Annotated in this window: 20 protein-coding genes and 2 pseudogenes; 18 read left to right on the top strand and 4 right to left on the bottom strand. The window is 58.2% G+C overall.

Annotation, left to right across the window (positions count from 1 at the left end; translation table 11 throughout):
- The first annotated feature begins 52 nt into the window (after window positions 1-52).
- Entirely contained in the window at window positions 53-997 is a 945-nt protein-coding gene (locus tag PV407_RS07940; RefSeq protein ID WP_332089372.1) for an ROK family protein, read from the top strand.
- 106 nt (window positions 998-1103) lie between these two features.
- Here PV407_RS07940 and PV407_RS07935 read toward each other — a convergent pair whose 3' ends face one another.
- Both PV407_RS07935 and PV407_RS07930 read right to left on the bottom strand, forming a co-directional pair.
- Window positions 1104-1367, bottom strand: a complete 264-nt coding sequence (locus tag PV407_RS07935; RefSeq protein WP_332089440.1) for a YiaA/YiaB family inner membrane protein — start codon at window positions 1365-1367, stop codon at window positions 1104-1106.
- Window positions 1347-1541: pseudogene (locus tag PV407_RS07930) on the bottom strand (YiaA/YiaB family inner membrane protein); the annotation flags it as partial. The gene PV407_RS07935 and the pseudogene PV407_RS07930, both read right to left, overlap by 21 nt.
- Before the next feature lie 207 nt (window positions 1542-1748).
- Here PV407_RS07930 and PV407_RS07925 point away from each other — a divergent pair.
- From PV407_RS07925 to PV407_RS07890, 8 genes and pseudogenes are all read left to right on the top strand, one after another.
- Complete coding sequence (locus PV407_RS07925) at window positions 1749-2516, top strand: DeoR/GlpR family DNA-binding transcription regulator (RefSeq protein WP_332089371.1); 768 nt, start codon at window positions 1749-1751, stop codon at window positions 2514-2516.
- Window positions 2517-3399: 883 nt separating this feature from the next.
- Window positions 3400-4935, top strand: a pseudogene (locus PV407_RS07920) (spore germination protein).
- Window positions 4932-6023, top strand: a complete 1092-nt coding sequence (locus PV407_RS07915; protein ID WP_332089370.1) for a GerAB/ArcD/ProY family transporter — start codon at window positions 4932-4934, stop codon at window positions 6021-6023. The pseudogene PV407_RS07920 and the gene PV407_RS07915 overlap by 4 nt, the downstream one beginning before the upstream one ends.
- Window positions 6020-7258, top strand: a complete 1239-nt coding sequence (locus PV407_RS07910) for a Ger(x)C family spore germination protein (RefSeq protein ID WP_332089369.1) — start codon at window positions 6020-6022, stop codon at window positions 7256-7258. Before PV407_RS07915 ends, PV407_RS07910 begins: the two co-directional genes overlap by 4 nt.
- On the top strand, window positions 7255-7410 hold the full coding sequence (locus PV407_RS07905) for a hypothetical protein (protein WP_332089368.1): 156 nt from the start codon (window positions 7255-7257) through the stop codon (window positions 7408-7410). The genes PV407_RS07910 and PV407_RS07905 overlap by 4 nt, the downstream gene beginning before the upstream one ends.
- A gap of 233 nt (window positions 7411-7643) precedes the next feature.
- The gene (locus PV407_RS07900) at window positions 7644-8510 is read left to right on the top strand and encodes a DMT family transporter (protein ID WP_332089367.1); all 867 of its coding nucleotides are present in this window, start codon (window positions 7644-7646) and stop codon (window positions 8508-8510) included.
- 61 nt (window positions 8511-8571) lie between these two features.
- Window positions 8572-9138: a hypothetical protein gene (locus PV407_RS07895; protein WP_332089366.1), complete on the top strand. Its 567-nt coding sequence runs from the start codon at window positions 8572-8574 to the stop codon at window positions 9136-9138.
- Between the two features lie 415 nt (window positions 9139-9553).
- Window positions 9554-10453, top strand: coding sequence for a YitT family protein (locus PV407_RS07890; protein ID WP_332089365.1), 900 nt, complete (start codon window positions 9554-9556; stop codon window positions 10451-10453).
- A gap of 353 nt (window positions 10454-10806) precedes the next feature.
- Here PV407_RS07890 and PV407_RS07885 read toward each other — a convergent pair whose 3' ends face one another.
- On the bottom strand, window positions 10807-11322 hold the full coding sequence (locus PV407_RS07885) for a hypothetical protein (protein WP_332089363.1): 516 nt from the start codon (window positions 11320-11322) through the stop codon (window positions 10807-10809).
- 1312 nt (window positions 11323-12634) lie between these two features.
- On the opposite strand from PV407_RS07885, the gene alaS reads away from it, so the two are divergent.
- From alaS to PV407_RS07845, 8 genes are all read left to right on the top strand, one after another.
- Entirely contained in the window at window positions 12635-15271 is a 2637-nt protein-coding gene (gene alaS, locus PV407_RS07880; protein ID WP_332089362.1) for an alanine--tRNA ligase, read from the top strand.
- A 113-nt stretch (window positions 15272-15384) separates the two neighbouring features.
- On the top strand, window positions 15385-15645 hold the full coding sequence (locus PV407_RS07875) for an IreB family regulatory phosphoprotein (RefSeq protein WP_120749027.1): 261 nt from the start codon (window positions 15385-15387) through the stop codon (window positions 15643-15645).
- Window positions 15646-15733: 88 nt separating this feature from the next.
- The gene (gene ruvX / locus PV407_RS07870; protein ID WP_332089361.1) at window positions 15734-16153 is read left to right on the top strand and encodes a Holliday junction resolvase RuvX; all 420 of its coding nucleotides are present in this window, start codon (window positions 15734-15736) and stop codon (window positions 16151-16153) included.
- 8 nt (window positions 16154-16161) lie between these two features.
- Window positions 16162-16491: a DUF1292 domain-containing protein gene (locus PV407_RS07865; protein WP_332089360.1), complete on the top strand. Its 330-nt coding sequence runs from the start codon at window positions 16162-16164 to the stop codon at window positions 16489-16491.
- A complete protein-coding gene (locus PV407_RS07860; RefSeq protein ID WP_332089359.1) occupies window positions 16488-16805 on the top strand; it encodes a DUF1292 domain-containing protein in 318 nt (105 codons plus the stop codon). Before PV407_RS07865 ends, PV407_RS07860 begins: the two co-directional genes overlap by 4 nt.
- A gap of 109 nt (window positions 16806-16914) precedes the next feature.
- Window positions 16915-17967, top strand: coding sequence for an endolytic transglycosylase MltG (gene mltG / locus PV407_RS07855; protein WP_332089358.1), 1053 nt, complete (start codon window positions 16915-16917; stop codon window positions 17965-17967).
- Window positions 17968-17974: 7 nt separating this feature from the next.
- Entirely contained in the window at window positions 17975-18940 is a 966-nt protein-coding gene (locus PV407_RS07850) for a peptidase U32 family protein (RefSeq protein WP_332089357.1), read from the top strand.
- 70 nt (window positions 18941-19010) lie between these two features.
- A complete protein-coding gene (locus PV407_RS07845) occupies window positions 19011-20348 on the top strand; it encodes a peptidase U32 family protein (RefSeq protein WP_332089356.1) in 1338 nt (445 codons plus the stop codon).
- A gap of 72 nt (window positions 20349-20420) precedes the next feature.
- Here the strand turns inward: PV407_RS07845 and PV407_RS07840 are convergent, their stop codons facing one another.
- Window positions 20421-21587, bottom strand: a complete 1167-nt coding sequence (locus PV407_RS07840) for a metallophosphoesterase family protein (protein ID WP_332089354.1) — start codon at window positions 21585-21587, stop codon at window positions 20421-20423.
- A gap of 393 nt (window positions 21588-21980) precedes the next feature.
- Here PV407_RS07840 and PV407_RS07835 point away from each other — a divergent pair, with 393 nt between their 5' ends.
- Entirely contained in the window at window positions 21981-23786 is a 1806-nt protein-coding gene (locus PV407_RS07835; protein ID WP_332089353.1) for a peptidoglycan D,D-transpeptidase FtsI family protein, read from the top strand.
- Window positions 23787-23831: the final 45 nt, after the last annotated feature.

The following is a 23831-nucleotide window of genomic DNA, read 5'->3' as shown; positions in this document are numbered from 1 at the left end:
AATCCAACTATACTTGGGGATGACGCATTGCGAAAGGGGAATTTGCTGCATCATGGATCGTTATGCCATCGTATTCGACGTCGGCGGAACGTCGATCAAAGCGGCCGTCGTTCGGGAGAACGGGAATATCGTGGAAGGGCTGACCGAAACGTTTCCTTCCCGCGGGAAAGAAAGCAAAGAGACGCTGCTGGACCATTTTTACGGGCTGATCGCCGGTCGCGCGGCGGCGCTGGAACGGTTGTCCGGCGGCCGTCCGTACGAGCTGATCGGCATCGGCTACGCGTTTCCGTCGCCGTTCGATTACGAAAACGGAATATGCTACATTCGCGGACAGCAAAAATACGACGCGCTGTACGGGACGAACCTGCGCGCGGCGATGGAGGAGCGCATCGCGGCCGATCCGGCCGTTCGCGGCGCGATGGCGGCGGACGCGCCGATCGTGTTCGACAACGACGCGGCGCTGTTCGCGGCCGGGCAGCTGCATTACGGCCATGCGAAACGGTACCGCCGCAGCATCTGCATCACGATCGGCACGGGGACCGGATCGTCGTTCATCGGCGAAAACGGCATCGTGAAAGGCCGGGAGCTGTGGAACGATCCGTTCCGGGACAGCAACGTGGACGATTACATTTCCCAGCGGGGCGTACTGAGGCTGGCCGAAGCATTCGGGCTCGGGGGCGGCGGCGAGGTGAAGCCGATCGCGGACGCCGCGCGCGCCGGCAGTGCGAATGCACGGGCGATCTTCGCGGAGTTCGGACGGTTGTTCGGCGAAATGCTCGCCCCGTACGTCGCCGAGTTTAAGCCGGAGGCGATTATCGTAGGGGGCAACATCGCCAGGAGCGCCGATCTGTTTCTCGGAGAGACAAAGGCGGCGCTGGCCGAAAGCGGAACCGCCGGAACGTCCGTACCCGCCTTCGAAACGGCGGAGGATACGTCGGCCAGCGCCTTTGCCGGGGCGCTCGCCCTGGTGCAGGAGCACCGTCGCCGACGGAAGTAGCCGGCAGCATGGCAAAACGCCCGGGCAGCGGGCAGCGAGAGTCGGCATCCGCCTTTTCTCCGCCGCCGCGACGCTCCGGGCGTTACGTTTATTTCGATGCGAACGGTCATTCCTGCGCTTCGCCGCGCGGTCCGTACAGCTCGTCGTCCTCCTTGTTGTCCCGCACCGTCTTCTGCAGGACGAACGACGACATCGTCAGAAACAAGGCGCATACGGCGTAGTAGCCTTGCACGGACAGCGGCTGGTTCAAGTTGTAGATGCCGATGAACACGGCGATCAGCGCGGTGGCGAACGCCGCCCAGGAGAGAAACGTGAAGGCGCCGGTGTTCCGTTTTTTGCCGGTATGCGCGTCATCCTGGTTGTCGCGAATCGTTTTTTGCAGCACGAATGCGGACATCGTCAAGTACAGCGCGGCCACGGCGTAATAGCCTTTGACCGATAGAGGTTCCTGAAGCGTGTAAATGCCGATGAACATCGCAGCGAACGCGCAGGCGAACGAAGCCCATGCCATAAACGAAAATGCCGTCGTATTTCTTCTTCTCATCATGACCGATCCACCTCATCGTATAAGTTTGATGCCGATCGGAAGCGGAGCGAACGGTCCGTTCCGCGCCGATTAGCGCTTTGTCTTAGTACCTGATCCTATAATAAGCTCGCATGGCGATGCCGAACAGTACTAACTTTTCGTAGTACCGGCCGTATGGTACACTTTGAACGTGAGACAAGCCGCGTTTCGGAAGGAGGAAGCCGTTTGTTCGCACAGCAAAGGCATGAAGCGATCGTACGGAAGCTGGAGCGGGACAAATCGATCAAAGCATCGGAGCTGATGGAGCTGTTCGGCGTCTCGTTCGAGACGATCCGGCGCGATCTGGAATATTTGGAAGGCGAAGGGCTGCTGAAGCGCGTCCACGGCGGCGCGATCTCGAACCGGCTCGATTACAGCCGGGAAATCCCGCTTACCGTCAGGGAGTCGGCCTACCGCAAGCAAAAAGCCGAGCTGGCGGAAATCGCCTGCCGGTACGTGACCGAAGGGCAGTCGATCGCGCTCGACGTCAGCACGACGAACACCGAATTCGCCCATGCGCTCAAAGCGAAATTCGAGAGGCTGACGATCATTACGAATTCGCTGCCGATTGCGAATGCGCTGGTCACGATGCCCCACTATACGATCGTGCTGATCGGGGGCGTGATCCATAATGCCGAGCAGAGCGTGATCGGCGATTTGGCCGAGCAGTTCGCGCAGCGGTTTCATCCCGACCTGTTTTTCATGAGCATGAGCGGCGTTACGCTGGCCGAAGGGATAACCGATTACGGCATCGGCGAAATTCAAGTGAAGAAGACGATGCTTCGGTGCGCGAAACGAACGATCGCGCTGGCCGACAGCAGCAAGTTCGACTGCGTCTCGCTGACGAAAATTTGCGGCTGCGGCGACGTGGAGCGGTTCGTGACCGATTCGGGCATCGATCGCGGGCTGGTGGAGCGGTATGCTCGCAGCGGCATCGAAATCGTCTACGAATAAGCGGCTGTCGGCAGCATGGCGCGACCTGCGCTGAAGTCCAAGCCTCAAACGTATAGGTTTTGTATGCCAGTGGACCGTCCGGACGTTTTTTCCCGGACGGTTTTTCATTAATTTTCGGGTTCTTCTCCTTCTCCTGCCGGGCCGCTGGATTCGAACGAACGGGAAAACCTCCTGTTCACTCGCTCTCGAATAGGCATCGTTTCGAAATACCGGGAGAAGCTCCCGATAAAATGGCGCCGAATCGGCGAAAAGCGCGGTTTGGACGAATGTAGCGGGATGTTTTCCCGTTGTCTTGCCCGGAAACGGGAAACGACCGAAAATAACGGGAGCATTTCCATCTCGCTTCCCGCTCCGCTGCCGGTTCGGCATAACCAAACAGGGGCAGTTTGCACGGAAAAGACCGTCCTGTCCCGACCTTCGCTTAAGCGTCAAAGCTGCAGCGGGTGTTTCCTGCTGCCGGCGGCGGGACACGGCGATACCGGCTCGGATGACCTGCGTTGCGTCGTCGGGAGTTGGAGCGGGGGGCGAGCATGGGGGCGGCGGGACGGGCCCCAAGTTCCAAGTGTGTAACGGACATAGCGGCCGCTATGAGCCTCCTTTCGGCTTTTTATTTTTCCAACGGACACAGGCGCGGCTATTTGGCGAAAAACCCCCTTTTGGACGGCGGTTCGGAGCAAATAAGCGCAGTGGTGTCCGTTACGATTGGAAAACGGCCGATTTTCGCGAAATAAGCGCCGTGGCGTCCGTTACGTTTCGGAAGCCAAATATTTTCGCTCAACCCGGACGTTTTTCATTATCAACCGGTTAAGCATGGCTAGCCGTATTGCGATCTCCGCATTTGGTTAAAATAGGGCATAACGTTTCGAGCAAGATGGAGTGAACGATGACAGCCATGGAAACGACGGAGAATGCATTGGACGGGCTTGGCCCATTGTTCCGGGAATTGGATGCGAACATCGGTCAAATCAAGACCGTATTCGCCTACCCCGAAAATATCGCCTTACTGCTGCGGGACGTACATATTCCGTATTTGAACAAGGACGGAATCGTCCTATTTCTGGAAGGCGCAACCGATATCCAGGCGGTGGAGGAGCATATCCTCAAACCGCTGCTGTCGATGACCGGCGGAACGCCGGAGCCCGATTGCGCGGACATGCTGTCGGCATTGGCCAAAAACGTGCTGTCCGCCGCCGGGGTTAACAAAGTGGATCATTTCCGAAACGTCGTGCATGAACTGCTGTACGGCAGTACGATCCTGCTCGTCGATGGCGAAGCCGTAGCGCTGTCGATCCAAACGCCCGGTTTCGAGGCTCGGAATATTTCCGAGCCCGATAACGAAAATGTGCTGAAAGGCCCGAAGGAAGCGTTTATCGAATCGGCGGCGTCCAATCGGTCCCTGATCCGCAAACAACTGAAGGATCACCGACTGATGACCGAGTCCGTCTTGATCGGGGATCAGAGCCAAAAAGAAGTGTACGTGCTGTACCTCAAGCAAGTTGCCGATCCGGAGCTGGTCAACCGGGTCAAGCGTAAAATCGAGAGCGTCAACAGCGATTTGGTTCAGAGCTTGTCGATATTGGAGCAATTTATCGAGGAGCGCTCCTATTCGCTCATTCCCAGCGCTCTATTGACCGAGCGTCCGGACCGGGCATGCTCGTTTTTGCACGAAGGACATGTCGTATTGCTGATGGACAACTCGCCCATAGCTCTTATTACGCCCGTCACGTTCTGGTCCTTGTTTCACACGTCCGAGGATACCCACCTTCGATGGGCTTACGGCAACTTCATTCGGATCATTCGAATGCTGGCCGTATTCGTCGCTCTGATGACCCCGTCGATCTATTTGGCCATCAGCACCTACCACGAAGAGATGCTGCCGACCGACCTGCTGCTGGCCATTGCCGCGACAAGAGAGCGGGTCCCGTTTCCCGCCTTCGTCGAGGTTTTGATCATGGAAGCTACCTTTGAATTGGTCAGGGAGGCCGGAATCCGCATACCGAAGGCGATCGGTCCGACGATCGGCATCGTCGGTGCGCTTATTCTCGGGCAAGCGGCCGTCGAAGCGAATATTATCAGTCCGATTTTGGTCATTATCGTGGCGTTGACCGGCTTGTCCTCGTTCGCGGTTCCGGAGATCAGCATGAACTTCGCGGTGTGAATTTTGCGTTTTTTTATGCTGCTCAGCGCCAATATAATGGGGTTTTTCGGTGTCGCCCTCGTTCTGACGTGCGTGCTGGCTTATATGGTTTCGTTCGAATCGTTCGGCGTCCCCTTCATGTCGCCGCTGTCGCCCCATTACCGCTCTTCCAAAGATTTGATCGTCCGCCCCCCCGTGTGGAAGCAATGGCTTCGCCCTACGAATATACGTCCGAAGGACCGGGTCAGGAGTCGAAGAAAGGGGGGACAGGCCAAGCGATGATCAAACTGTCGGACGGGAAGATCGGCTTTCGGGAGTTCTTTTCCCTGATTGTTTTTACGATTGGGCTGAAATTGACCGATACGACGCCCACCTTTCTGTTTTTGTCGGGAGGCAACGCCGGTTGGCTGATGCCGGTTATTTCCTGCCTGTTCCTGTCGATCGTCCTGGTGGTCATGTTTTCCATCCTCAAAAATAATCCGGGCAAAGGGCTGCTGGATTTGACCTTTGAGTTGACGGGCTCGGCTGGCGGTTTCTTGATCGGTTTTTTGTTCTTTGTCATTCTATTGACGGCCACCGTGCTGAACAGCCGCAGCTATGTGAGCATCGTCAACACGATGGTGTACCAGAGAACGCCGGTCCCCGTTTTGCTCCTGCTCCTGCTGGCGGCGGCATGTTTTATAGCCAGTCGCGGCCTGGAAACGATCGGTCGCGTCGCATGGCTTATTTTTCCGTATGCGTACGCGATCTTTTTCGTTTTGTTTTTCCTCGTGTGGGATTTTATCGACTGGCTGCATCTGTTTCCGATCGCCGGACCCGGGATCATTCCGCTCGTGAAGGAAAGCGTGTTCCACACCTCCGTATACGGAGAAGTGATTTATTTGTTGGCATTGGTACCGTACGTACGGACGTTCGCCGATTTCCGGAAAGCATCGTTCATCGGATTCGGCCTGTCCATCTTCAACATCGTGCTGGCGATGGCAGTATTTATAGCGGTTTTCGATTACCCGGCCGTGCGCGATATGGAATATCCGTTCCAGCAATTGACCCGTACCGCTCAGGTGGGGCAAGTCATCTCCCACGTCGAATCGATTTTTTTGTTTTTTTGGCTCATGTGCTCGGTCGTTCACTTCGCCGTCTATTTGCACCTGATCGCCTTTTTGTTCGCCCGGACTTTGCGAATCAAAGCGTTCAAGCCGTTCGTGCTGCCGTTCTCGGGGCTCGTTCTTTTATTGGGCTTGCTGCCGGAAAATGAGATTGTCGCAAGCCTGTACCGCGACGACTTGATTGAATCCACTTCGATTTTTTATATCGTGCTGCCTTTCATACTGTGGGCGCTGGATAAACGGAAACGGGGGCGCGTCCGGTGAAACGTCTCAAGCTGCTGCTGCCGTTGCTGCTTGCATTTGCGCTATCCGGCTGCTGGGACAAACTCGAGCTGGAGGAGCAGGCGTATACGGTCGTTTTGGGCGTCGACAAAGGAGAGGGCGATCTGATACAGGCGACGTTTCAAATATCCAACCCCCAAGTCGGCTCGAGCGATACGGGAAGCGCGGAAAACGAGCCGCCGAGCGACACGATTACGATTAGCGCGCCGGACATCTTATCGGCCAAAGAGCTTGCGAACAGCGTGATCACCAGAAAGATCAGCTTTTCCCATCTAAGAACGATGATCGTCAGCGAGGAATTTGCGAAAAGCAAGTTTTTTCTGAGAATCATCAGCTCCTCGATGAGGGACCCGGAAATGCGCCGGGAAGTGAATCTGATCGTTTCCAAAGAAAAGGCAAGCGAGTTCATCGACCGAAATAAGCCTAATCTGGAGACGCGTCCGCATAAATATTTCGCCTTTATGCAGGAACGGTGGAGAGATACGGGCAACGTTCCGTACTCTACCCTGAACCGCTATTTCACGCGTCTTACGGAAGATTCGGTATTTTTGGCGATCTATGCGACTACGGAACGAACTCCGGCAGCACCGCGAAAAAACGAAGACAGCTACAAGGCCGGTCAAATTCCGCAAAAAAACGGCGACCCCGTGCAGCTGATGGGCTCCGCCATATTCAAGGAAGGAAAGATGATCGGCACGCTGACGGGCGAGGAAACGAGATATGTGCTGCTCCTCCGGCGCAAATCGTTGGCGCATTCCTTTATCTCGACGTTTCCCGACCCGTATGACGAGCGCTACCAAGTCACGCTGCGGATGATCAAGGTCGGCAATACGGATATTTCCGTGCGCGTCCGAAATCACGGTACGACGATCCATGTCAAGGTTCCGCTCAAATTACAGCTGCTGTCCATTCCGAGTTTCACCGATTACGCTCTCGATACGAAAAAACAGGAGGTGCTCAAGAAAACGATCCAATCCATCCTTGCCCGGGATTCGAAACGGCTGGTGGAAAAGATGCAGCAGGACGTGAAGGGCGATCCTTTCCTGTGGAATTTATCCGCGAGAACCCAATTTATCTCGAGGGAGACATTCGAAACGTTTAATTGGGCGAACCGGTTTCCGCAAGCCGATGTCCGGATCGATTTCGACCTGACGCTCGAAAGTTTCGGCAAGCAGTTGAATCCGCCCGTACCGCAAAAGGGAGATGAATCGGATTGAACGTCTTGTTAATCGGAATATCGCTGTATTTGACGTATTACACGTTCCTGTTGGCGCTGCGAACTTGGCGGGGCGGTCAAAAATGGGCCGGACTATTCGTATTCGGTTTGGCCGGCTGCTTCATTCCGCTGTCGATGCTGATCCTGCAATGAGAGCGGATCGCGCGATCCGCTAAACGATTGCCGGGCACGTTAGCCGTATAAGTTTGTATACAAAGGACCGTTCGGGTTTTTCCCGGACGGTTTTTCGTATATTGACGGGATATGCGGGCAGCGTCCCGCATATTTGTGATGTGTATTTGTGTTTATTATATTGCAAATATATGTGTTTTCGTGTTACTTTGTGGATGAGAGAGGTTGGAAGTTTGGCATAGGGGGGAGTCCGGTTGGATTTGCCTGTCGTTTCGCTCGCGCTCGTCATGTGCTCGGGACTGGCGCACGCGGTTTGGAACTTGTTTGCGAAGAAGAGCGAAAATAAGGCCGTTTTTTTGTGGGCGATGTATATCCCGTCGACGATCGCGCTCCTGCCGGTCCTGGCGATCGAAGCGGCGAACGTGCCGCCGAAGCCCGAAGCCTGGCTCAGCATCGCGCTGTCGCTTGCGCTTAACAGCGTATATGCGCTGCTGCTCGCCATGACGTACAAGCGAAGCGATTTGTCCCAAGCGTATCCGGTTATGCGGGGAACGCCCACGCTGCTCGTGCCGGTGCTCGGCGTCGCGTTTTTGCACGAGTCGCTCCCGCCGGGGGGCTGGGTCGGCATCGGCTGCCTTGTCGCGGGCTTCGCCGTCATGAGCGGATGGCTGCCGGGACGCGGCGGGACGGGAGCGTCGCTATCCGCAGGGCCGTTCCTGCTGGCGCTGTCCGTCGGCCTGTGCTCGACGGCCTATACGTTCGTCGACAAGCTGAACCTGGCCTACTTGTCCCCGATCGCGCTGCTCGTCGTCACGAATCTCGGGTTCATTCTCGGCCTTACGCCGTCGGCGCTCGCATCGGGCTCGATCCGCGCCGTCATCGGACGCCGGTGGAAATCGTTTCTCGTCGGCGCGCTGCTGTCGCCCGGGTCGTATTTGCTGTTTTTGTTCGCCATGTCGCGGGCTCCGATGGCGTACATCGCGCCTCTGCGCGAAATCGGCATCGTATTCGGGGTGCTGCTCGGACTGCTCGTGCTGAAGGAGAAGCACGGCGCAAGCCGTTTGGCCGCCTCCGCCGCGGTCGTGGCGGGCATTTTTATGATCGCCGTTTCCGGAAATTGACCGGAGCGTCTTAGCAATGGCCGGGCCGTTGCGCCGTCGGCCGTACGAAAGGGGTAATCGTATGAACCATGCCGGCGAACAAACGCCGCGGAATCCGGGGAAGCCGTTTCCCGACTATTTGGCGGCCGAAACGGAGCGGGTGCTGAACCGGTGCCGAACGGTGCAAAGCGAGGGGACGGCCAGCTTTGTTTTCATCACCGCCGTATTGTTTTCCCACGTCTCCGTCGGACAGGAGGGCGTATTCGGCGCCGATCACCCGGTCGAAAACGAGGGGGCGATGTGGGGCATTATCGCCGCATACCGCCACGGACGGGCGTTTCGGGCCGAAGCGACGGACGGACCGTTCGGGCAAGCGGCGTCCGCGGACTTTGCGGCAAGAGGTCCGGGGCGGATCGCCGGCTGCTTTTTCGGACACGTCCATTTCGATCAGACGTTGGAAAAGGACGGGATTCCGCTCGTTTCCACGCTGAACGCGACGACAAACCGCGATTTCGAAGGGGCGCCGGAACGAATCGCCGGGTCGCGGACGGAAACGGCGTTCGACGTCGTGACGATCGATCCGCGGCGGCGAACGATCCATTTGACGCGTTTCGGAGCGGGGGAAGACCGCATCGTGCGGTACGGCTGAGCGCGGATGGCTGCGGGGGGCAGGCGTGACGGCGAAGACGATGACAAGGCGTAAGGCGTCAGGCGGGCGGAGGCTGGGCGGCAGGCGGGAGGTGGAAGGCGGGAGGCGGGAGGCGAGAGGCGGGAGGTGGAAGGCGAGAGGCGAGAGGCGTCAGGCGGGAGACGAGAGGCGGGAGGCGAGAGGCGGGAGACGAGAGGCGGGAGGCGAGAGGCGGGAGGCGAGAGGCGGGAGACGAGAGGCGGGAGGTGGAAGGCGGGAGAACGAAGGCCGGAGGGAACGCTTGTAGCGAGCAGGAAAAGGCGAGCGGGTAAACGGACAGCAGGCGGCGGGGGCGTCATTTTCTTTCGGACCGGATCGGGGGTATAATGGACCATGTTACGTTTCGCGACTCGGGGTCCGACGAAAGGGGTTGCTCATGACTACGTTCCAACAGCCTTTGCCCGCCGAAGCGGCCCGGCAGCACAAACGCAGCTCGAAGCTGCAAATCTTGCGCAAGGCGCTGTTCATTTTTTTGGGCGCCGCGCTCGTATCCGTCGCTTTGGAAATTTTTCTCGTACCGAACCAAATTATCGACGGCGGCGTCACCGGAGTTTCGATTATCGCGCAGCATTTGTCCGGCTTGCCGCTCGGCGTGTTTTTGACGCTGATCAATTTGCCCTTCCTGTTTCTCGGCTATAAGCAAATCGGCAAAACGTTCGCCGTCTCCACGCTGTACGGGGTCATCATCATGTCCGTCGGCACGGCGCTGCTTCACCCTGTCGAGCCGCTCACGCTGGATCCGCTGCTCGCCGCCGTATTCGGTGGCATCATTCTCGGCGTCGGCGTCGGCATCGTCATCCGGGCGGGCGGCTCGCTCGACGGCACGGAAATCGTGGCGATTTTGGTGAACAAAAAGTCGCCGTTTTCCGTCGGGGAAATCGTCCTGTTCATCAACGTGTTCATTCTCGGCAGCGCCGGCTTCGTCTTCGGCTGGGATCACGCGATGTACTCGCTGATCGCCTACTATATCGCCTTTAAAATGATCGACGTCACGATCGAAGGGTTCGACGAATCGAAGTCGGTATGGATCATCAGCGAAAATTCCAAAACGATCGGCGACGCCCTTTTGCAGCGGCTCGGCCGGGGCGTCACGTATTTGAACGGCGAGGGCGGCTATTCCGGCGACGACAAACAGGTTATTTTTTGCGTCGTGACGCGGCTGGAGCAGGCGAAGCTGAAGTCGATCGTGGAGGAGCTCGATCCGGGGGCGTTTCTGGCGATCGGCAACATTCATGACGTCAAGGGCGGCCGCTTCAAGAAAAAGGACATTCACTAGTTCGGAAACGGCGGAACAAACCGGAAAACCTCACGTTAATTTTGTCCGCTGCCCCGCCGCAGTAGCATCTAACGGGAATTCCTCCCGGTAAACCTTGCTCGGACCGCATTTTTTGCGATGCAGAGCCGATTTAGCGGGGCTTTTTCCAGTTATTTCGAACCGTTACCCGGCTAGAGACGGATGAACGGGAGGAATTCCAGCAGCATTCGGGCGGAACGGCCTTGGTTTGGATTATACCGAACACGGGAATGAATGATGATTTTTCCGAAATAGCTAATAGCGGTTGCTCCAGAGTCGCTCAGGACGGCGTTAGACAAACGAGGCGTTCGACAACCGTTCGAGGACGCAAGCGATCAAGCGAGCAAGCATGGCGTTCGACGCCAGCATTTGACCAAACGTGCGTACGACCGAAATATGCGGTACGAATCAACAAATGTACGACCAACAAATGTACGACCAACAAATGCGGTTCGACCAACAAATGCAGTACGACCAACAAATGCAGTACGACCAACATATGCAGTACGACCAACAAATGCAGTACGACCAACAAATGCAGTACGACCAACAAATGCAGTACGACCAACAAATGCAGTACGACCAACAAATGCAGTACGACCAACAAATGCAGTACGACCAACAAATGCAGTACGACCGACAAAAGCAACACGACCAACAAAAGCAGCACGACCAACAAATGCAGTACGACCGACAAAAGCAACACGACCAACAAATGCAGCACGACCAACAAATGCAGTACGACCGACAAATGCGGTACGACCAACAAATGCGGTTTGACCAACAAATGCAGTATGACCAACAAATGCAGTATGACCAACAAATGCGGCTCGACACAAATGGTCGGCCACAAACCGTTATCTGCAGACTTTCGACCGGCAATGACCAAACATTGACAAACCGATGGCGCGGATATAAAATAATGGGATGAATAAGCTTTGCATCAGCATATCCCTAACGCCTTGACGAAACGAGTAAGTCGCAGCCCTCCGTCCAGAGAGAAGGCTCCGGCGCCTGCGAAGCGGGCTTGATGCCGTGCTGGAAGAGCCTTTATGAAGAAGTGCGACCGAAGCTGCTTCGGAGCGTGGACGAAACTCCACCGGTACGGAACCGTTATTTTCCGGCAAAGGCGATTGCGGGCATTAGCCCACGCATGCCGCACGGATTGCGGCGTTCCCGACCGGGGGCGCTACATAAGGCGGGCATACGCGGGAAAGGCGCGCAGTAACCAGGGTGGTACCGCGAGAACAACGTCTCGTCCCTGAATATTCAGGGACTTTTTTGTTTTTACAGCGGTTATCCCGAAGCCTGCGCCGATCGTTCGCCGAAAGGTCGGACCGTTTAGCCGCCATAATCCGGGTGGAGCGCAATAGCGAACCGAATTCGCTTAATAGTGAACTTCGCTATTCTAATTATGCCGGAACGGCTGAATTTTCGGCTATAGCGAACCACGGTTCGTAATTAGCGGTCGCAAGTTCACAAATAGGAGAACAAGGTTCACTATTGCTTCGAACGTGCGAATAAAGCAGCGAAATAGCGAAATAAAGTTCGTAATTTGTGTAATACGGTTCACTGATGCCACGAACCTACCGAAGACGGCGTTAGAGCGAATTACAGCTTGGAATTAGTGTAACACGGTTCGCTATAAGCGAATCGGCATTATCCGAACCGTTTGTAACCGACGGTATATGTATCAACAATATGCGATCAGCAATTTCCGTATCTGCAATATGCCAATCAGCAAGATCCGAAACAGCAAAATCCGAAACAGCAAGATCCGAAACAACAAGTTCGAAACAGCAAGATCCGAAACTGCAAGATCCGAAACAACAAGATCCGAAACAGCAAGATCCGAAACAGCAAAATCCGAAACAGCAAGATCCGAAACAGTAAGATCCGAAACAACAGTATCCGTATCAGCAGTATCCGTATCAGCAATATCCGAAACAACAGTATCCGTATCTACAATATCCGAATCGGCACGATCCGCTACGTCCTAAACGGCCGCGGCCAAAGCCGCTACAGTCCGGCCGCAAGCCGGGGCCGATCGGGCGGCGCCTAAAACGGCAAAGCCTTGCCGGCTCGCGCCGCATCAGCACCCATATTCGCGCGGCATCATGGCTGCATCCATAACCCAATCACCTTATCGACGGAGGAGTTACTATGAAGGCAAGTGAAATTCGCCGGAAATGGCTGGAATTTTTCGCGGAGAAAGGACACAAAATCGAGCCGAGCGCATCGCTCGTGCCGCATAACGATCCGTCCCTCCTTTGGATCAACGCCGGCATGGCCCCGCTCAAGCCGTATTTCGACGGCCGCGTCGTGCCGGAAAATCCGCGCATCGCCAACTCGCAAAAGTGCATCCGCACGAACGACATCGAAAACGTCGGCAAAACCCGCCGTCACCATACGATGTTCGAGATGCTCGGCAACTTTTCGATCGGCGACTATTTCAAGGAAGAGACGATTACATGGGCATGGGAGTTTTTGACGAGCCCGAAATGGATCGGCTTCGATCCCGACCGGCTGTCCGTCACCGTTTATCCGGAGGACGAAGAAGCGTTCGAGCTTTGGAACAAGAAGATCGGCATTCCGGAAAACCGGATTTACAAGCTGCAGGACAATTTCTGGGACATCGGCGAAGGCCCTTGCGGCCCGTGTACGGAAATTTTTTACGACCGCGGCGACAAATACGGCGACCTGAACGATCCGGAATGCTGGCCGGGCGGCGAAAACGAGCGGTTCCTCGAAGTGTGGAACCTCGTCTTCTCGCAGTTCAACCATAACAAGGACGGCAGCTACACGCCGCTGCCGAACAAAAATATCGATACGGGCGCGGGTCTCGAACGGTTCGCCTCCATTTTGCAGGACGTCGATTCCAACTTCGACACCGACCTGTTCCAGCCGATCATCCAGGAAACGTGCAAAATCGCCGGCGTGACGTACCATGCGAACGCGGATCACGACGTGGCGCTCAAAGTGGTCGCCGACCATATCCGCACGGTCGTCTTCGCCGTCGGCGACGGCGTTCTTCCTTCGAACGAAGGCCGCGGCTACATCATTCGCCGCCTGCTGCGCCGCGCCGTGCGCTACGGCAAATCGCTCGGCATCGAGAAGCCGTTCATGTACAAGCTGACCGGAATCGTCGGCGAGATTATGGGCTCGTATTACCCGGAAGTGGTCGAGAAGCGCGAGTTTATCGAGAAGGTGATCCGGACCGAGGAGGAGCGGTTCCACGAGACGCTGTCGGACGGGCTCGACATGCTCGCCTCGATCATCGCCGGCCTGAAAAAGGAAGGGAGCTCCGTCGTCAGCGGACAGGACGCGTTCCGCCTGTACGATACGTACGGCTTCCCGCTCGATCTGACCGAGGATTACGCCGCGGAGAACGGCTTTACGGTCGACAGCGCCGGCTTCGAGCAGGAAATGGAAGCGCAGCGCAGCCGCGCCCGCTCGGCCCGTCAAGAGACGGACAGCATGAAGGTGCAGGGCGGCCCGTTCGCCGATTTCACGGTTAAAACCGAATTTGTTGGATATACTGAACTGGTAACAAGTGCTAAAATCGTCGCCATCGTGCACGGCGACGCGTTCGTCGATTTGATCGGCGCGGGCGAAACGTGTCAGGTCGTGCTCGACCGGACGCCGTTTTACGCCGAGAGCGGCGGGCAAGTGAGCGACGGCGGGACGATTGCGGGCGGCTCGGCGCAAGCGACCGTCGAGAGCGTATGGAAGGCGCCGCACGGCCAAACGGTCCAAACCGTCCGCATCGAGCGGGGCACGCTGCGCGTCGGCGACGTCGTGCAGGCAGCAGTGAACGCGGCGAGCCGCGACGATATCGTCAAAAACCATACGGCGACGCATTTGCTCCACAAGGCGCTGAAGCAAACGCTCGGCGAACACGTCAACCAGGCCGGTTCGCTCGTCGAGCCGGACCGGCTGCGCTTCGACTTCTCGCATTTCGGCTCGGTCAGCGCGGACGAGCTTGCGCAAATCGAGCGGCGGGTCAACGAGCAAATTTGGAAGCGGACGGGCGTGACGATCGAGCAGAAGCCGATCGCGGAAGCGAAGGCGATGGGCGCGATGGCGCTGTTCGGCGAAAAGTACGGCGACATCGTGCGCGTCGTGCAGGTCGGCGATTACAGCATCGAGCTGTGCGGCGGCTGCCACGTAAGCAACACGGCGGAAATCGGTTTGTTTAAAATCGTCAGCGAGAGCGGCATCGGCTCCGGCGTCCGCCGCATCGAAGCGGTCACCGGTCGGAACGCTTACCTGTATATGGACGGCCAGCTTCAACTGCTGCGCGAGGCGGCGGCGATGCTGAAGGCGAACGTCTCCGACATGCCGAAACGGCTCGAGGCGACGCTGGCCCAGCTGCGGGAGCTCGGCCGCGAGAACGAATCGCTGCGCGGCAAGCTGAGCGCGGTCGAAGCGGGCTCGCTGACGGATCGGGCGAAGACGGTCGGCGGCGTCACGCTGCTGGCGGAGAAGGTGAGCGCGGGCGACATGGACTCGCTGCGCAGCATCGTCGACCAGATGAAGGCGAAGCTCGGCTCCGCCGTCATCGTCCTAGGAGCCGCCGCGGGCGACAAAGTGAACCTCGTCGCGGCGGTTACGCCGGACCTGGTGCAGCGGGGCTTCCACGCCGGCAAGCTGGTGAAGGAAGCGGCCGCGCGCTGCGGCGGCGGAGGCGGCGGCCGGCCCGATATGGCGCAAGCCGGAGGGAAAGAGCCAGCGAAGCTCGCCGAGGCGCTGCAGGCGGTCGAAGCGCTCGTCGCCGGCCAGGCGAATGAACGGTCCTAAGCGGTTTCGATCCGATTTGTGAATTTTTACAAGCTCCGACAGGAATTTTACGGAGACTCGCGAATAAATAATGGTAAACAATGGCGTTTCAGCATTCGGGGGGTGTTCAGGTAATGAATCCGATGGACAAAACGATGAAATTCGACGTCAAGGCCGACGGCGTGGAAACTTCGCCGAAGGAGGTTTTGCTGGCGGTATACGACGCGTTGCAGGAGAAAGGGTACAATCCGATCAACCAAATCGTCGGCTATTTGTTATCCGGCGACCCTGCGTTCATACCCCGCCATAACAATGCCAGAAGCCTGATCCGCAAAAGGGAACGGGACGAATTGATCGAAGAACTGGTCCGTTTCTATTTGCAGCATCATAAATGACCGACGGCCGGTGGATCGTTCCATCGGCTTCCGTGCTTAACCGCCTGGAAGCGCGAACGGTAACGGCCGGCCGCGAAAAGGAGAAGCGATGGGCCGAACGATGGGATTGGACTACGGGGACAAGACGATCGGCGTCGCGATCAGCGACGAGCTCGGCTGGACGGCGCAAGGCGTCGAAGTCATCAGACGGCGCAAGCCCGAGGACGACATGGAACGGCTGCGTCAATTGTCCGCCGAATACGGCGTCACGAATATCGTGGTCGGATTGCCGAAAAATATGAACAATACGGTCGGGCCTCGCGGCGAGCTGTGCATCGCCTTTTCCGAATCGCTCCGGGAGTCGCTCCGATTGCCGGTGTCGATGTGGGACGAACGGCTGTCGACCGTATCGGCGCAGCGGACGCTGCTGGAAGCGGACGTCAGCCGTAAAAAAAGGAAGCAGGTCGTCGACAAGATGGCGGCCGCCATCATTTTGCAAAACTATTTGGATTCCAATTCGAAAAGGTGAGGTGTGTTATGTCTAACGAAGAGATGAATGCGGACGAACCGGAAATCATTTATATTCCGGACGAGGAAGGCAACGAAGAGGAATTTGAGGTCATCATGAAGTTCGAGGTCGAATCCGGCCAATTCCAGGGCAACAAGTACATGATGGTCGTGCCGGTCGAGGCCGGCGAGGAAGACGAAGAAACGGACGAAGTGTACGCTTTCCGGTACGAGGAAGACGGAGACGACCTGCAGCTGTACACGATCGACAACGAGGACGAGTGGAACGAAGTGGAAGAGACGTTCAACACGCTCGTCGCCGAGTTCGAAGAAGAAGAAGAGGAAGAGGAAACCAAGTGAGCGCGCAATCGGAATGGGGCGTTGCGGAACCGGTCCGGACGCTCCGCGACCGGTACGGAGACGAGATCGAACTGACGGACGAGCAGGACGAGTCGATCGTTCACCGCATTTTGGCCGAATTCCGCCACGGCGGAAACGTCTATGCGGTGCTTCAGTCGAAGGAGCTTGCGAAGGAGAAGGAGGTCGCCATTTTTAAAGTGTCCGCGTCCGCGGACGGCGAACCGATGCTCGAGACGATCGATGACGACGACGAATGGGAAACCGTATCGGAGCTGTACGACGAGATGTCGTTTCCCGGTCCGGATCGCCCCTGATTCCGGGCGCTCCGGAGACGCCGTCTCGCATGCTTGACGGTGGGCGGCCGACAAACCGCCCTTTTTTTTCGTACGGAAAGCGCGAACGATATATTGGGAGAGGACTAGGTTGAAACGAATCGCATTCATTACGCTTTGGTGCGTGCTGCTCGCTCTGGTGCTCGCCGGGGTCGGGACCGCGGCCTACGTGGCGTACGCGCTTAAACCGACCGACGCCGGGGGCGGCGAAGTGACCGTTCAAATTCCGGCCGGTTACGGCTCGGGGCAAATCTCCAAGCTGCTGGAGCAAAACGGGCTTATCCGCGACGCCAAAGTATTCCGCTATTATTTGGTTTACAAAAAAGAAGGCGGCCGTTTTCAGGCCGGGCAATACGTGTTCAAGCCGGGCATGGAGCTGGACGACATTATCGCGAAGCTGAACGACGGCGACACGGTGCGGGAGGAGACGCTCCGCTTTACGATTCCCGAAGGGTACACGGTGCTGCAGGTGGCGGACAAGCTGGAAGGGCAGCCGGGCTTCGACCGGCAAACGTATCTCGGATTGGCGAACGCCAAAGCCGAATTCGCCTCGGTCCGCTGGGTGTCGGACATTCCCGACGATCCGAAGATAAAATTCCGGCTGGAAGGCTACTTGTTCCCGGAAACGTACGAGTTGAAAAAAGACAGCACGACGAAGGACATGGTGCTGCGCATGGCGTCCGAGCTGGACAAAAAGCTGGCCGGCTTGCCGACCGATTGGCCGGAGAAGCTGAAGCAGCGCGGCCTGACGTTTCATCAGCTGATGACCGTCGCCTCGATGATCGAGCGCGAAGTCGTCGACGACGAAGAGCGGCCGCTCGTCGCCGGCGTCATTTATAACCGGATGAAGATCGGCATGAAGCTGCAAATCGACGCGACGGTGCAGTACGCGCTGGACAAGCCGAAGGACCGGCTGTTCGAGAAAGATTTGCTGATCGACAGCCCGTACAACACGTACAAAATCGCCGGCCTGCCGCCCGGGCCGATCGCGAGTCCGAGTCTCAAGTCGATCGAAGCCGCGCTGTACCCGGCGGAGTCGAACTATTTGTTTTACGTGACGAAAGGCGACGGAACGCAGAAGCACGTCTTTGCGGAGACGTACGACCAGCATTTGAAAAATATCGCGGACAGCAAGAAGAGGTGACGAACGGATGACGAGCGATAACGCGAGCCGGAGCGAAACCGGCTTTCGCAAGCCGGAGCTGCTGATCGGCGCCGGCTCGATCGAGCAGATCGAAGCGTTTGCGGACGCGGGGGCCGACGCGTTTACGATCGGCGACGGACGCTTCGGCATGAGGCTGATGGGGAGCATCCCCGAGGACCGGATCGCCGAGGCGATTCGTGCGGCCCATCGGAAAGGGGCGAAGGCGTACGTCGTTTGCAACGGCATTTTGCATAACGACGCATTGCCCGCGCTGCCCGATTATTTGAAGCGGATCGCCGAGGCGGGAGCGGACGCCGTCGTGTTCGGCGACCCGGCGGTGCTCATCTCGATGCGGCAGGCCGGCGTCAAGCTGCCGCTACATTGGAACGCCGAAATGACGTCGACCAATTATATGGCGGCGTCGTACTGGGCGAGCAAGGGCGCGACGCGCGTGTTTCTCGCCCGCGAGCTCAATATGGACGAGGTTCTCGAAGTGAAGCGCAGCGTCGCCGCCGAGGTGCAGGTGCAGGTGCACGGCATGACGAACATTTACCATTCGAAACGGACGCTGCTGACGAACTATTTCGAGCATCAAGGGCGTTCCGCGTCCGGCGAGCGGCTGGATGCGGAGCGGAAGCTGTTTCTCGTCGAGGAGGAGCGGAAGGACGAGAAATATCCCGTGTACGAAGACGAAAGCGGCACGCATATTATGAGCGGCGACGATATGTGCATGCTGGAAAGCTTGCACGAGCTTATGGAGGCCGGCATCGACAGCTTCCGGATCGAAGGGCTGCTCAAATCGGACGAATACAACGAAACGGTCGTCCGCTGCTATCGCCGGGCGATCGACGCCTATGCCGCCGATCCCGCCGGCTATTCGTTCGACGAATCGTGGCTCGAGCCGATTCGCGCCCTGCAGGATCCGGGGCGGGAACTGTCGTTCGGATTTTTTTACAAGGAGCAGGTGTATTGAGGGGTTCCGGCGGACAGGCACTTGACGTCGCGGGCCGCAACCGGCACGATAGAAGCAGAGGTGGAAAACGATGAACAAAGTGCTGGAACGAAACGTTCATACGAAGCTGAAACCGGGGCAAAAGCCGGAGCTGCTCGCCCCCGGAGGCAGCCTGGAAAAATTGAAATTCGCGATCCATTACGGCGCGGACGCCGTTTATATAGGCGGGCAAAAATACGGCCTGCGCTCGAACGCCGACAACTTCACGTTCGACGAAATGCGCGAGGCGGTCGAATTCGCGAACCGGTACGGCGCGAAGGTGTTCGTCGCCGCCAACATATACGCGCATAACGAAGATATCGCCGGCATCGAGGACTATTTGCGCCGGCTGGAGGACGTCGGCATCGCCGCGATCATCGTCGCCGACCCGGCCATTATCGAGACGTGCAAACGGGCGGCGCCGAAGCTGGAAATTCATCTCAGCACCCAGCAGTCGACCGTCAACTGGCAGGCGGTGCAGTTTTGGAAGGAGGAAGGCGTCCACCGCGTCGTGCTCGGTCGGGAAACGACGATGGATGAAATTGCCGAAATCAAACGGAACGTCGACATCGAGATCGAGACGTTCATCCACGGCGCGATGTGCAGCTCGTACTCCGGACGGTGCGTCCTGTCCAACCATTTCACCGACCGCGATTCGAACCGGGGCGGCTGCTGCCAGTCGTGCCGCTGGAAATACGACTTGTTCGAGGAAAGCGACGACGAAATCGGCCGGCTCGTGCCGGAGGACATGCTCTCGACCGGCGCGGGCAAAGCGTACAAGGAAGGGATGACCGGGACGCCGCTGTTTCCCGGCGAAGATCCGTTCATGATGAGCGCCAAAGATTTGTGCATGATCGAGCATATTCCGGAAATGATCAAGTCCGGGGTCGAAAGCTTCAAAATCGAAGGCCGGATGAAAAGCATCCATTACGTGGCGACGGTCGTGAACGCGTATCGCCAGGCGATCGACGCCTATTACGACGATCCGGAAGGCTACGAGCTGAAGCGGGAGTGGCTGGACGAAATTTACAAGGCGGCGAACCGCCCGCTCAATACCGGCTTTTTCCTGGACGTGCCGGGACATGAGGACCATATATTCGGTCCGGAGCCGAAACGGATCGATTACGACTTCGCCGGATTGGTCGCCGCGTACGACGAGACTACGGGGATCGCGACCGTCCAGCAGCGCAATCATTTCAAGCCGGGGCAGGACGTCGAGTTTTTCGGGCCGGGCGGCACGTTTTTCAAGCAGCGCGTCGGCGAGCTGACCGATGCCGAAGGCGTCGCGTTGGATGCGGCGCGCCATCCGCTGCAGCTGGTGAAATTCAAAGTCGAGCGGCCGGTAAAGCCGATGGACATGATGCGCAAAGCGGTCGGCAAACGGAAATAACGGCAGCTATCATCTAGGGGCAGGTCAGGGAGGACGCAGGCGCGTCCTCCTTTTTGTCGTTTCCGCGAAGGGCTACCGAAACGTTTTGCCTCCGTCCGCGGCTTTGCGGATTTGCAGCGTGTCGAACAGCCGTCCTTCGACGTCGATCGCTCTCAGCTCCAACCGGTCGGAGACGACCGAAACCTGCACGAAATGCGGCACGGCGAGCGACTGCGACGTATGCCATTCCCGTTTCGGCAGCAGCCAGTCCGGCATCGCCCCCGCGCCTCCCGCCACGACGTACACGATTCCGTTCTCCATATCGACTCGTCCGTCGCGGAGCGGGTGGCTCCGTTCGTAGACGATCGTATGCGAGTTGAACACCAAATCGACCCCATGGCGCTCCAGGACGGGGCAAAGCTGCCGCAAATCCTCCACCTGGTATCCGCCCGAAACGTACGGCGGGTAATGGAAGTAAACGATGTTCCATTTGGCCGATGCGGCCTGCAGATCGCGCACCAAAAAATCGTACTGCGGATTCCCTTCGCATATCGTGCCGGCGGCGTTCGGATAATGCTCCCGCTTGACGAAATCGGTGCTGTCCAGGCAGACGAAATGAACGTCGCCGTAATCGAACGAGTAGTAGTTTTTCGGGGGATCGTAAGCGAAAAAGTCATAGTACCACGAAGCGTTGCATTCGTGGTTGCCGAGACAGGAGTAAAACGGCGTGTTCCATAACAGCCCCCGGCCCGGATTGAACAAATAGGCGGACCAGTCGTCGTATTGGCGCCCGTCGTTCACCATATCGCCGATAAACAGCGCGAGGTCGGGGCGGTAGTTTTGCATTTGCCCGAACAGGTTTCGGTTTATAATGCCGTTCGTTTGGTCGAAGCCGCTGTACCCGCCCGTTTCGCTCGTGACGGCGAAGCAAAACGGCTCACCCTTGCGCACGGCCGTCTTGAACGGATGGGGGCCCGATTCCGTCTTCCCACGAGCGTTTTCCGAGATTACCGTATAGAAATAAGCCGTAGCGGGTTCGAGGCCGTCCATATCGATTCGATGGATCGTGCGATCATCGTCGCTGCCCGCGGTTCGTACGAGCCGCTCCGGCGTTTTGTAATTCCCCTGGTGTCCGCTATGGATGCGTTCGGCCGCGAACACGTTCACCCTCGAAGAAGCCGGCTCGGACGTTTCCCACATGAACGTCATGCCGGTTTCGGCCGGCCGCTGCAAATAAGGTCCTTTTACGATGGACAGCATTCCGTTTCCCCTTTCCGCGCGTCTCGCCGTTTCCGGCTCGCGTCAATCGGCTATCGCCTTGCGCTTGTCCGGGCAAGCTCCACACTTCGATTACGTTGCCGTCCGGATCGTGAAACGAAAACGACTTCCCTTGGTAATCGGATCGCCATAGGAAACGACCCCTTTCGTAGCAATCATTGGAAAGCCGGTTTCGACGCCGGTACGCATAGAACGTATGTTCTTGTATTATATTCCAATTGGTGCCGGGCGCGCAACATCCCGGTCAAGCGCAGCACCCTTTTCCTCCCATTCGATCGCCCGGCTTCCCGGGGCGTTTGCCGCGCGTGTTGTTTGCCCGCCTCCCGCTTTGTCGATACTGGTCTATAAAAGCGAACGTAAAAAAGGATGGGCATGATGAGACAGCGCAGAATATGGTTCGGTTTGTTGGCTATGGTCGTATCGATCGGACTGCTGCTCGGCCGCTTGGCCTGGATTCAGGTGATCGACACGGGCAGCTTTTCCCGCAGGGAGATCGACCTGGTCGGAAATTCGGTATCGCAGCGGGAGCTCGGAGCGCTGCTCGACAGCGGCAGGGGACATTTTTACGATCGGAACGGGCGGCCGATGACGGGAGAAACGGTGAAGGCGCTCATCGTCTTTCCCGTCCGGCGGGAGGAGGCCGAATTCGCCGGGCCGCTGGCGGAAATCGGGACGATTCTGCGCGCCGACAAGAACGCGTGGACCGCCTTTTACAAAAACGCAAGCGGCCCGGTCATGTGGTCCGACCGTTCGACCGGCCTGCCGATCCCGCTGACGGACGACCAGGCGAGACGTATCGCCAGCCTGGCCGTTCCCGGCGTCGTCGTCATGGATACGGTGCGGAGATATCCCGCGGATGCGGTCGCGAAGCACGCCATCGGTTTTATCGGGCAAAATTCGCAGCGGATCGAAACGCAGTTCGCCAAGCAGCTGCAAAACGGCAGCTTGTCGCTGGATAGCCTGATCGGCGCTTCGGGTCTGGAGAAAACGATGGAGACGTACGTGCGGAGCATCGGCAAAACGTCCGTCAGCCTGTTCACGGACGGGGCGAACCGGCCGCTCGCCGGATTGGACGTCCGGCTCGTTCGGCCGCACAATCCGTACTATCCGCTGCGCGTCGATACGACGCTCGACCTGGACGTGCAGCGGCAGGTCGAGCGCACGATGGACAAAGCGGGCATCGCCCGGGGCGCCGCCGTCGTGCTCGATGCGGACAATGCCGACGTCGTGGCGATGGCGAGCCGTCCGGACTTCGATCCGTATCGGATCGAGCCGCAGGACGGAAAGTGGGGCAACAAGGCGCTCAAGGCGATCGCGCCCGGCTCGGTGTTCAAAACGGTCGTCGCCGCCGCCGCTTTGGAGGAAGGCGTCGTTTCGCCGGGCGAAACGTTCGAGTGCGACGGCGAGCTCGGCAAATACGGATTTACGTGCTGGCTGCACGGCGGTCACGGGACGATTACGTTCGAGCAAGGGTTTGCGCAGTCGTGCAACATCGTGTTCGCCAAAGTGATGGAGCGGCTGAGCGGCGCCAAGCTGCAGGAGACGGCGCGCCAGCTCGGCCTGGACCGCCGGGTCGGATGGACGGCCGAGGAAGCGGGCGGTTCGGCGTGGAGTCAGTTCGACGGCGAGGAGCGCGGGCAAATTTTCGCCGGACGGACCGCGAACGAGGACGAGGGCGTGCGCATTCAAACGGCGATCGGCCAGCGGGACGTCCTCGTCACTCCGCTGCAGGCGGCAAATCTGATCGTCTCGCTGCTGCACGGAGGCGAGGTGGCGAGCCCGCGAATCGTGCAGGACGTCCGCTACCGGACGGGAACCGTCGTCCGCCGGTTTCCCGAGCGGGAGCGAAGCCCGGGAAGCGAAGGCATCTCGGCGAAAACGGCCGAGACGCTTCGCTCGTGGATGCGGCAAGTCGTGACGACGGGGACCGGCAAATCGCTTTCGGGCGCCGAATGGCATCTGGCCGGCAAGTCGGGGACGGCCGAAACGGTCTATCAGGGACGCGACGCCGTCCATCAATGGTTCGTCGGCTTCGGTCCGGTCGAGAAGCCGCGCTATGCGGTGGCCGTCGTGGCCGAGAACGAGCCGGCGAACGGGGCGAATCGCGCCGTCGCGGCGTTTCGCGACATTATGGACATGCTGGCGGAGCGAGAGAAGCGGCGCATGCCCGGGGACAAATGAACAGGAAGATGTCCCTCTGCGGGCATACGATATAGCGTTATCCGT

The organism is Paenibacillus sp. GYB003, assembly GCF_036577625.1.
In the GTDB taxonomy this organism is placed as follows: Bacteria; Bacillota; Bacilli; order Paenibacillales; family NBRC-103111; genus Paenibacillus_AB.
The sequence above is the reverse complement of the archived record's forward strand: the minus strand, read 5'-3'. Positions and strand labels throughout refer to the sequence as shown.

What these genes read in the sequence shown, in the direction of transcription:
- PV407_RS07940 (WP_332089372.1), top strand. Translation starts at nt 53, where the DNA reads ATGGATCGTTATGCCATCGTATTCGACGTCGGCGGAACGTCGATCAAA.
- PV407_RS07915 (WP_332089370.1), top strand. Translation starts at nt 4,932, where the DNA reads ATGATCAAACTGTCGGACGGGAAGATCGGCTTTCGGGAGTTCTTTTCC.
- PV407_RS07895 (WP_332089366.1), top strand. Translation starts at nt 8,572, where the DNA reads ATGAACCATGCCGGCGAACAAACGCCGCGGAATCCGGGGAAGCCGTTT.
- PV407_RS07890 (WP_332089365.1), top strand. Translation starts at nt 9,554, where the DNA reads ATGACTACGTTCCAACAGCCTTTGCCCGCCGAAGCGGCCCGGCAGCAC.
- alaS (WP_332089362.1), top strand. Translation starts at nt 12,635, where the DNA reads ATGAAGGCAAGTGAAATTCGCCGGAAATGGCTGGAATTTTTCGCGGAG.
- PV407_RS07875 (WP_120749027.1), top strand. Translation starts at nt 15,385, where the DNA reads ATGAATCCGATGGACAAAACGATGAAATTCGACGTCAAGGCCGACGGC.
- ruvX (WP_332089361.1), top strand. Translation starts at nt 15,734, where the DNA reads ATGGGCCGAACGATGGGATTGGACTACGGGGACAAGACGATCGGCGTC.
- PV407_RS07865 (WP_332089360.1), top strand. Translation starts at nt 16,162, where the DNA reads ATGTCTAACGAAGAGATGAATGCGGACGAACCGGAAATCATTTATATT.
- PV407_RS07850 (WP_332089357.1), top strand. Translation starts at nt 17,975, where the DNA reads ATGACGAGCGATAACGCGAGCCGGAGCGAAACCGGCTTTCGCAAGCCG.
- PV407_RS07845 (WP_332089356.1), top strand. Translation starts at nt 19,011, where the DNA reads ATGAACAAAGTGCTGGAACGAAACGTTCATACGAAGCTGAAACCGGGG.
- PV407_RS07840 (WP_332089354.1), bottom strand. Translation starts at nt 21,587, where the DNA reads ATGCTGTCCATCGTAAAAGGACCTTATTTGCAGCGGCCGGCCGAAACC.
- PV407_RS07835 (WP_332089353.1), top strand. Translation starts at nt 21,981, where the DNA reads ATGAGACAGCGCAGAATATGGTTCGGTTTGTTGGCTATGGTCGTATCG.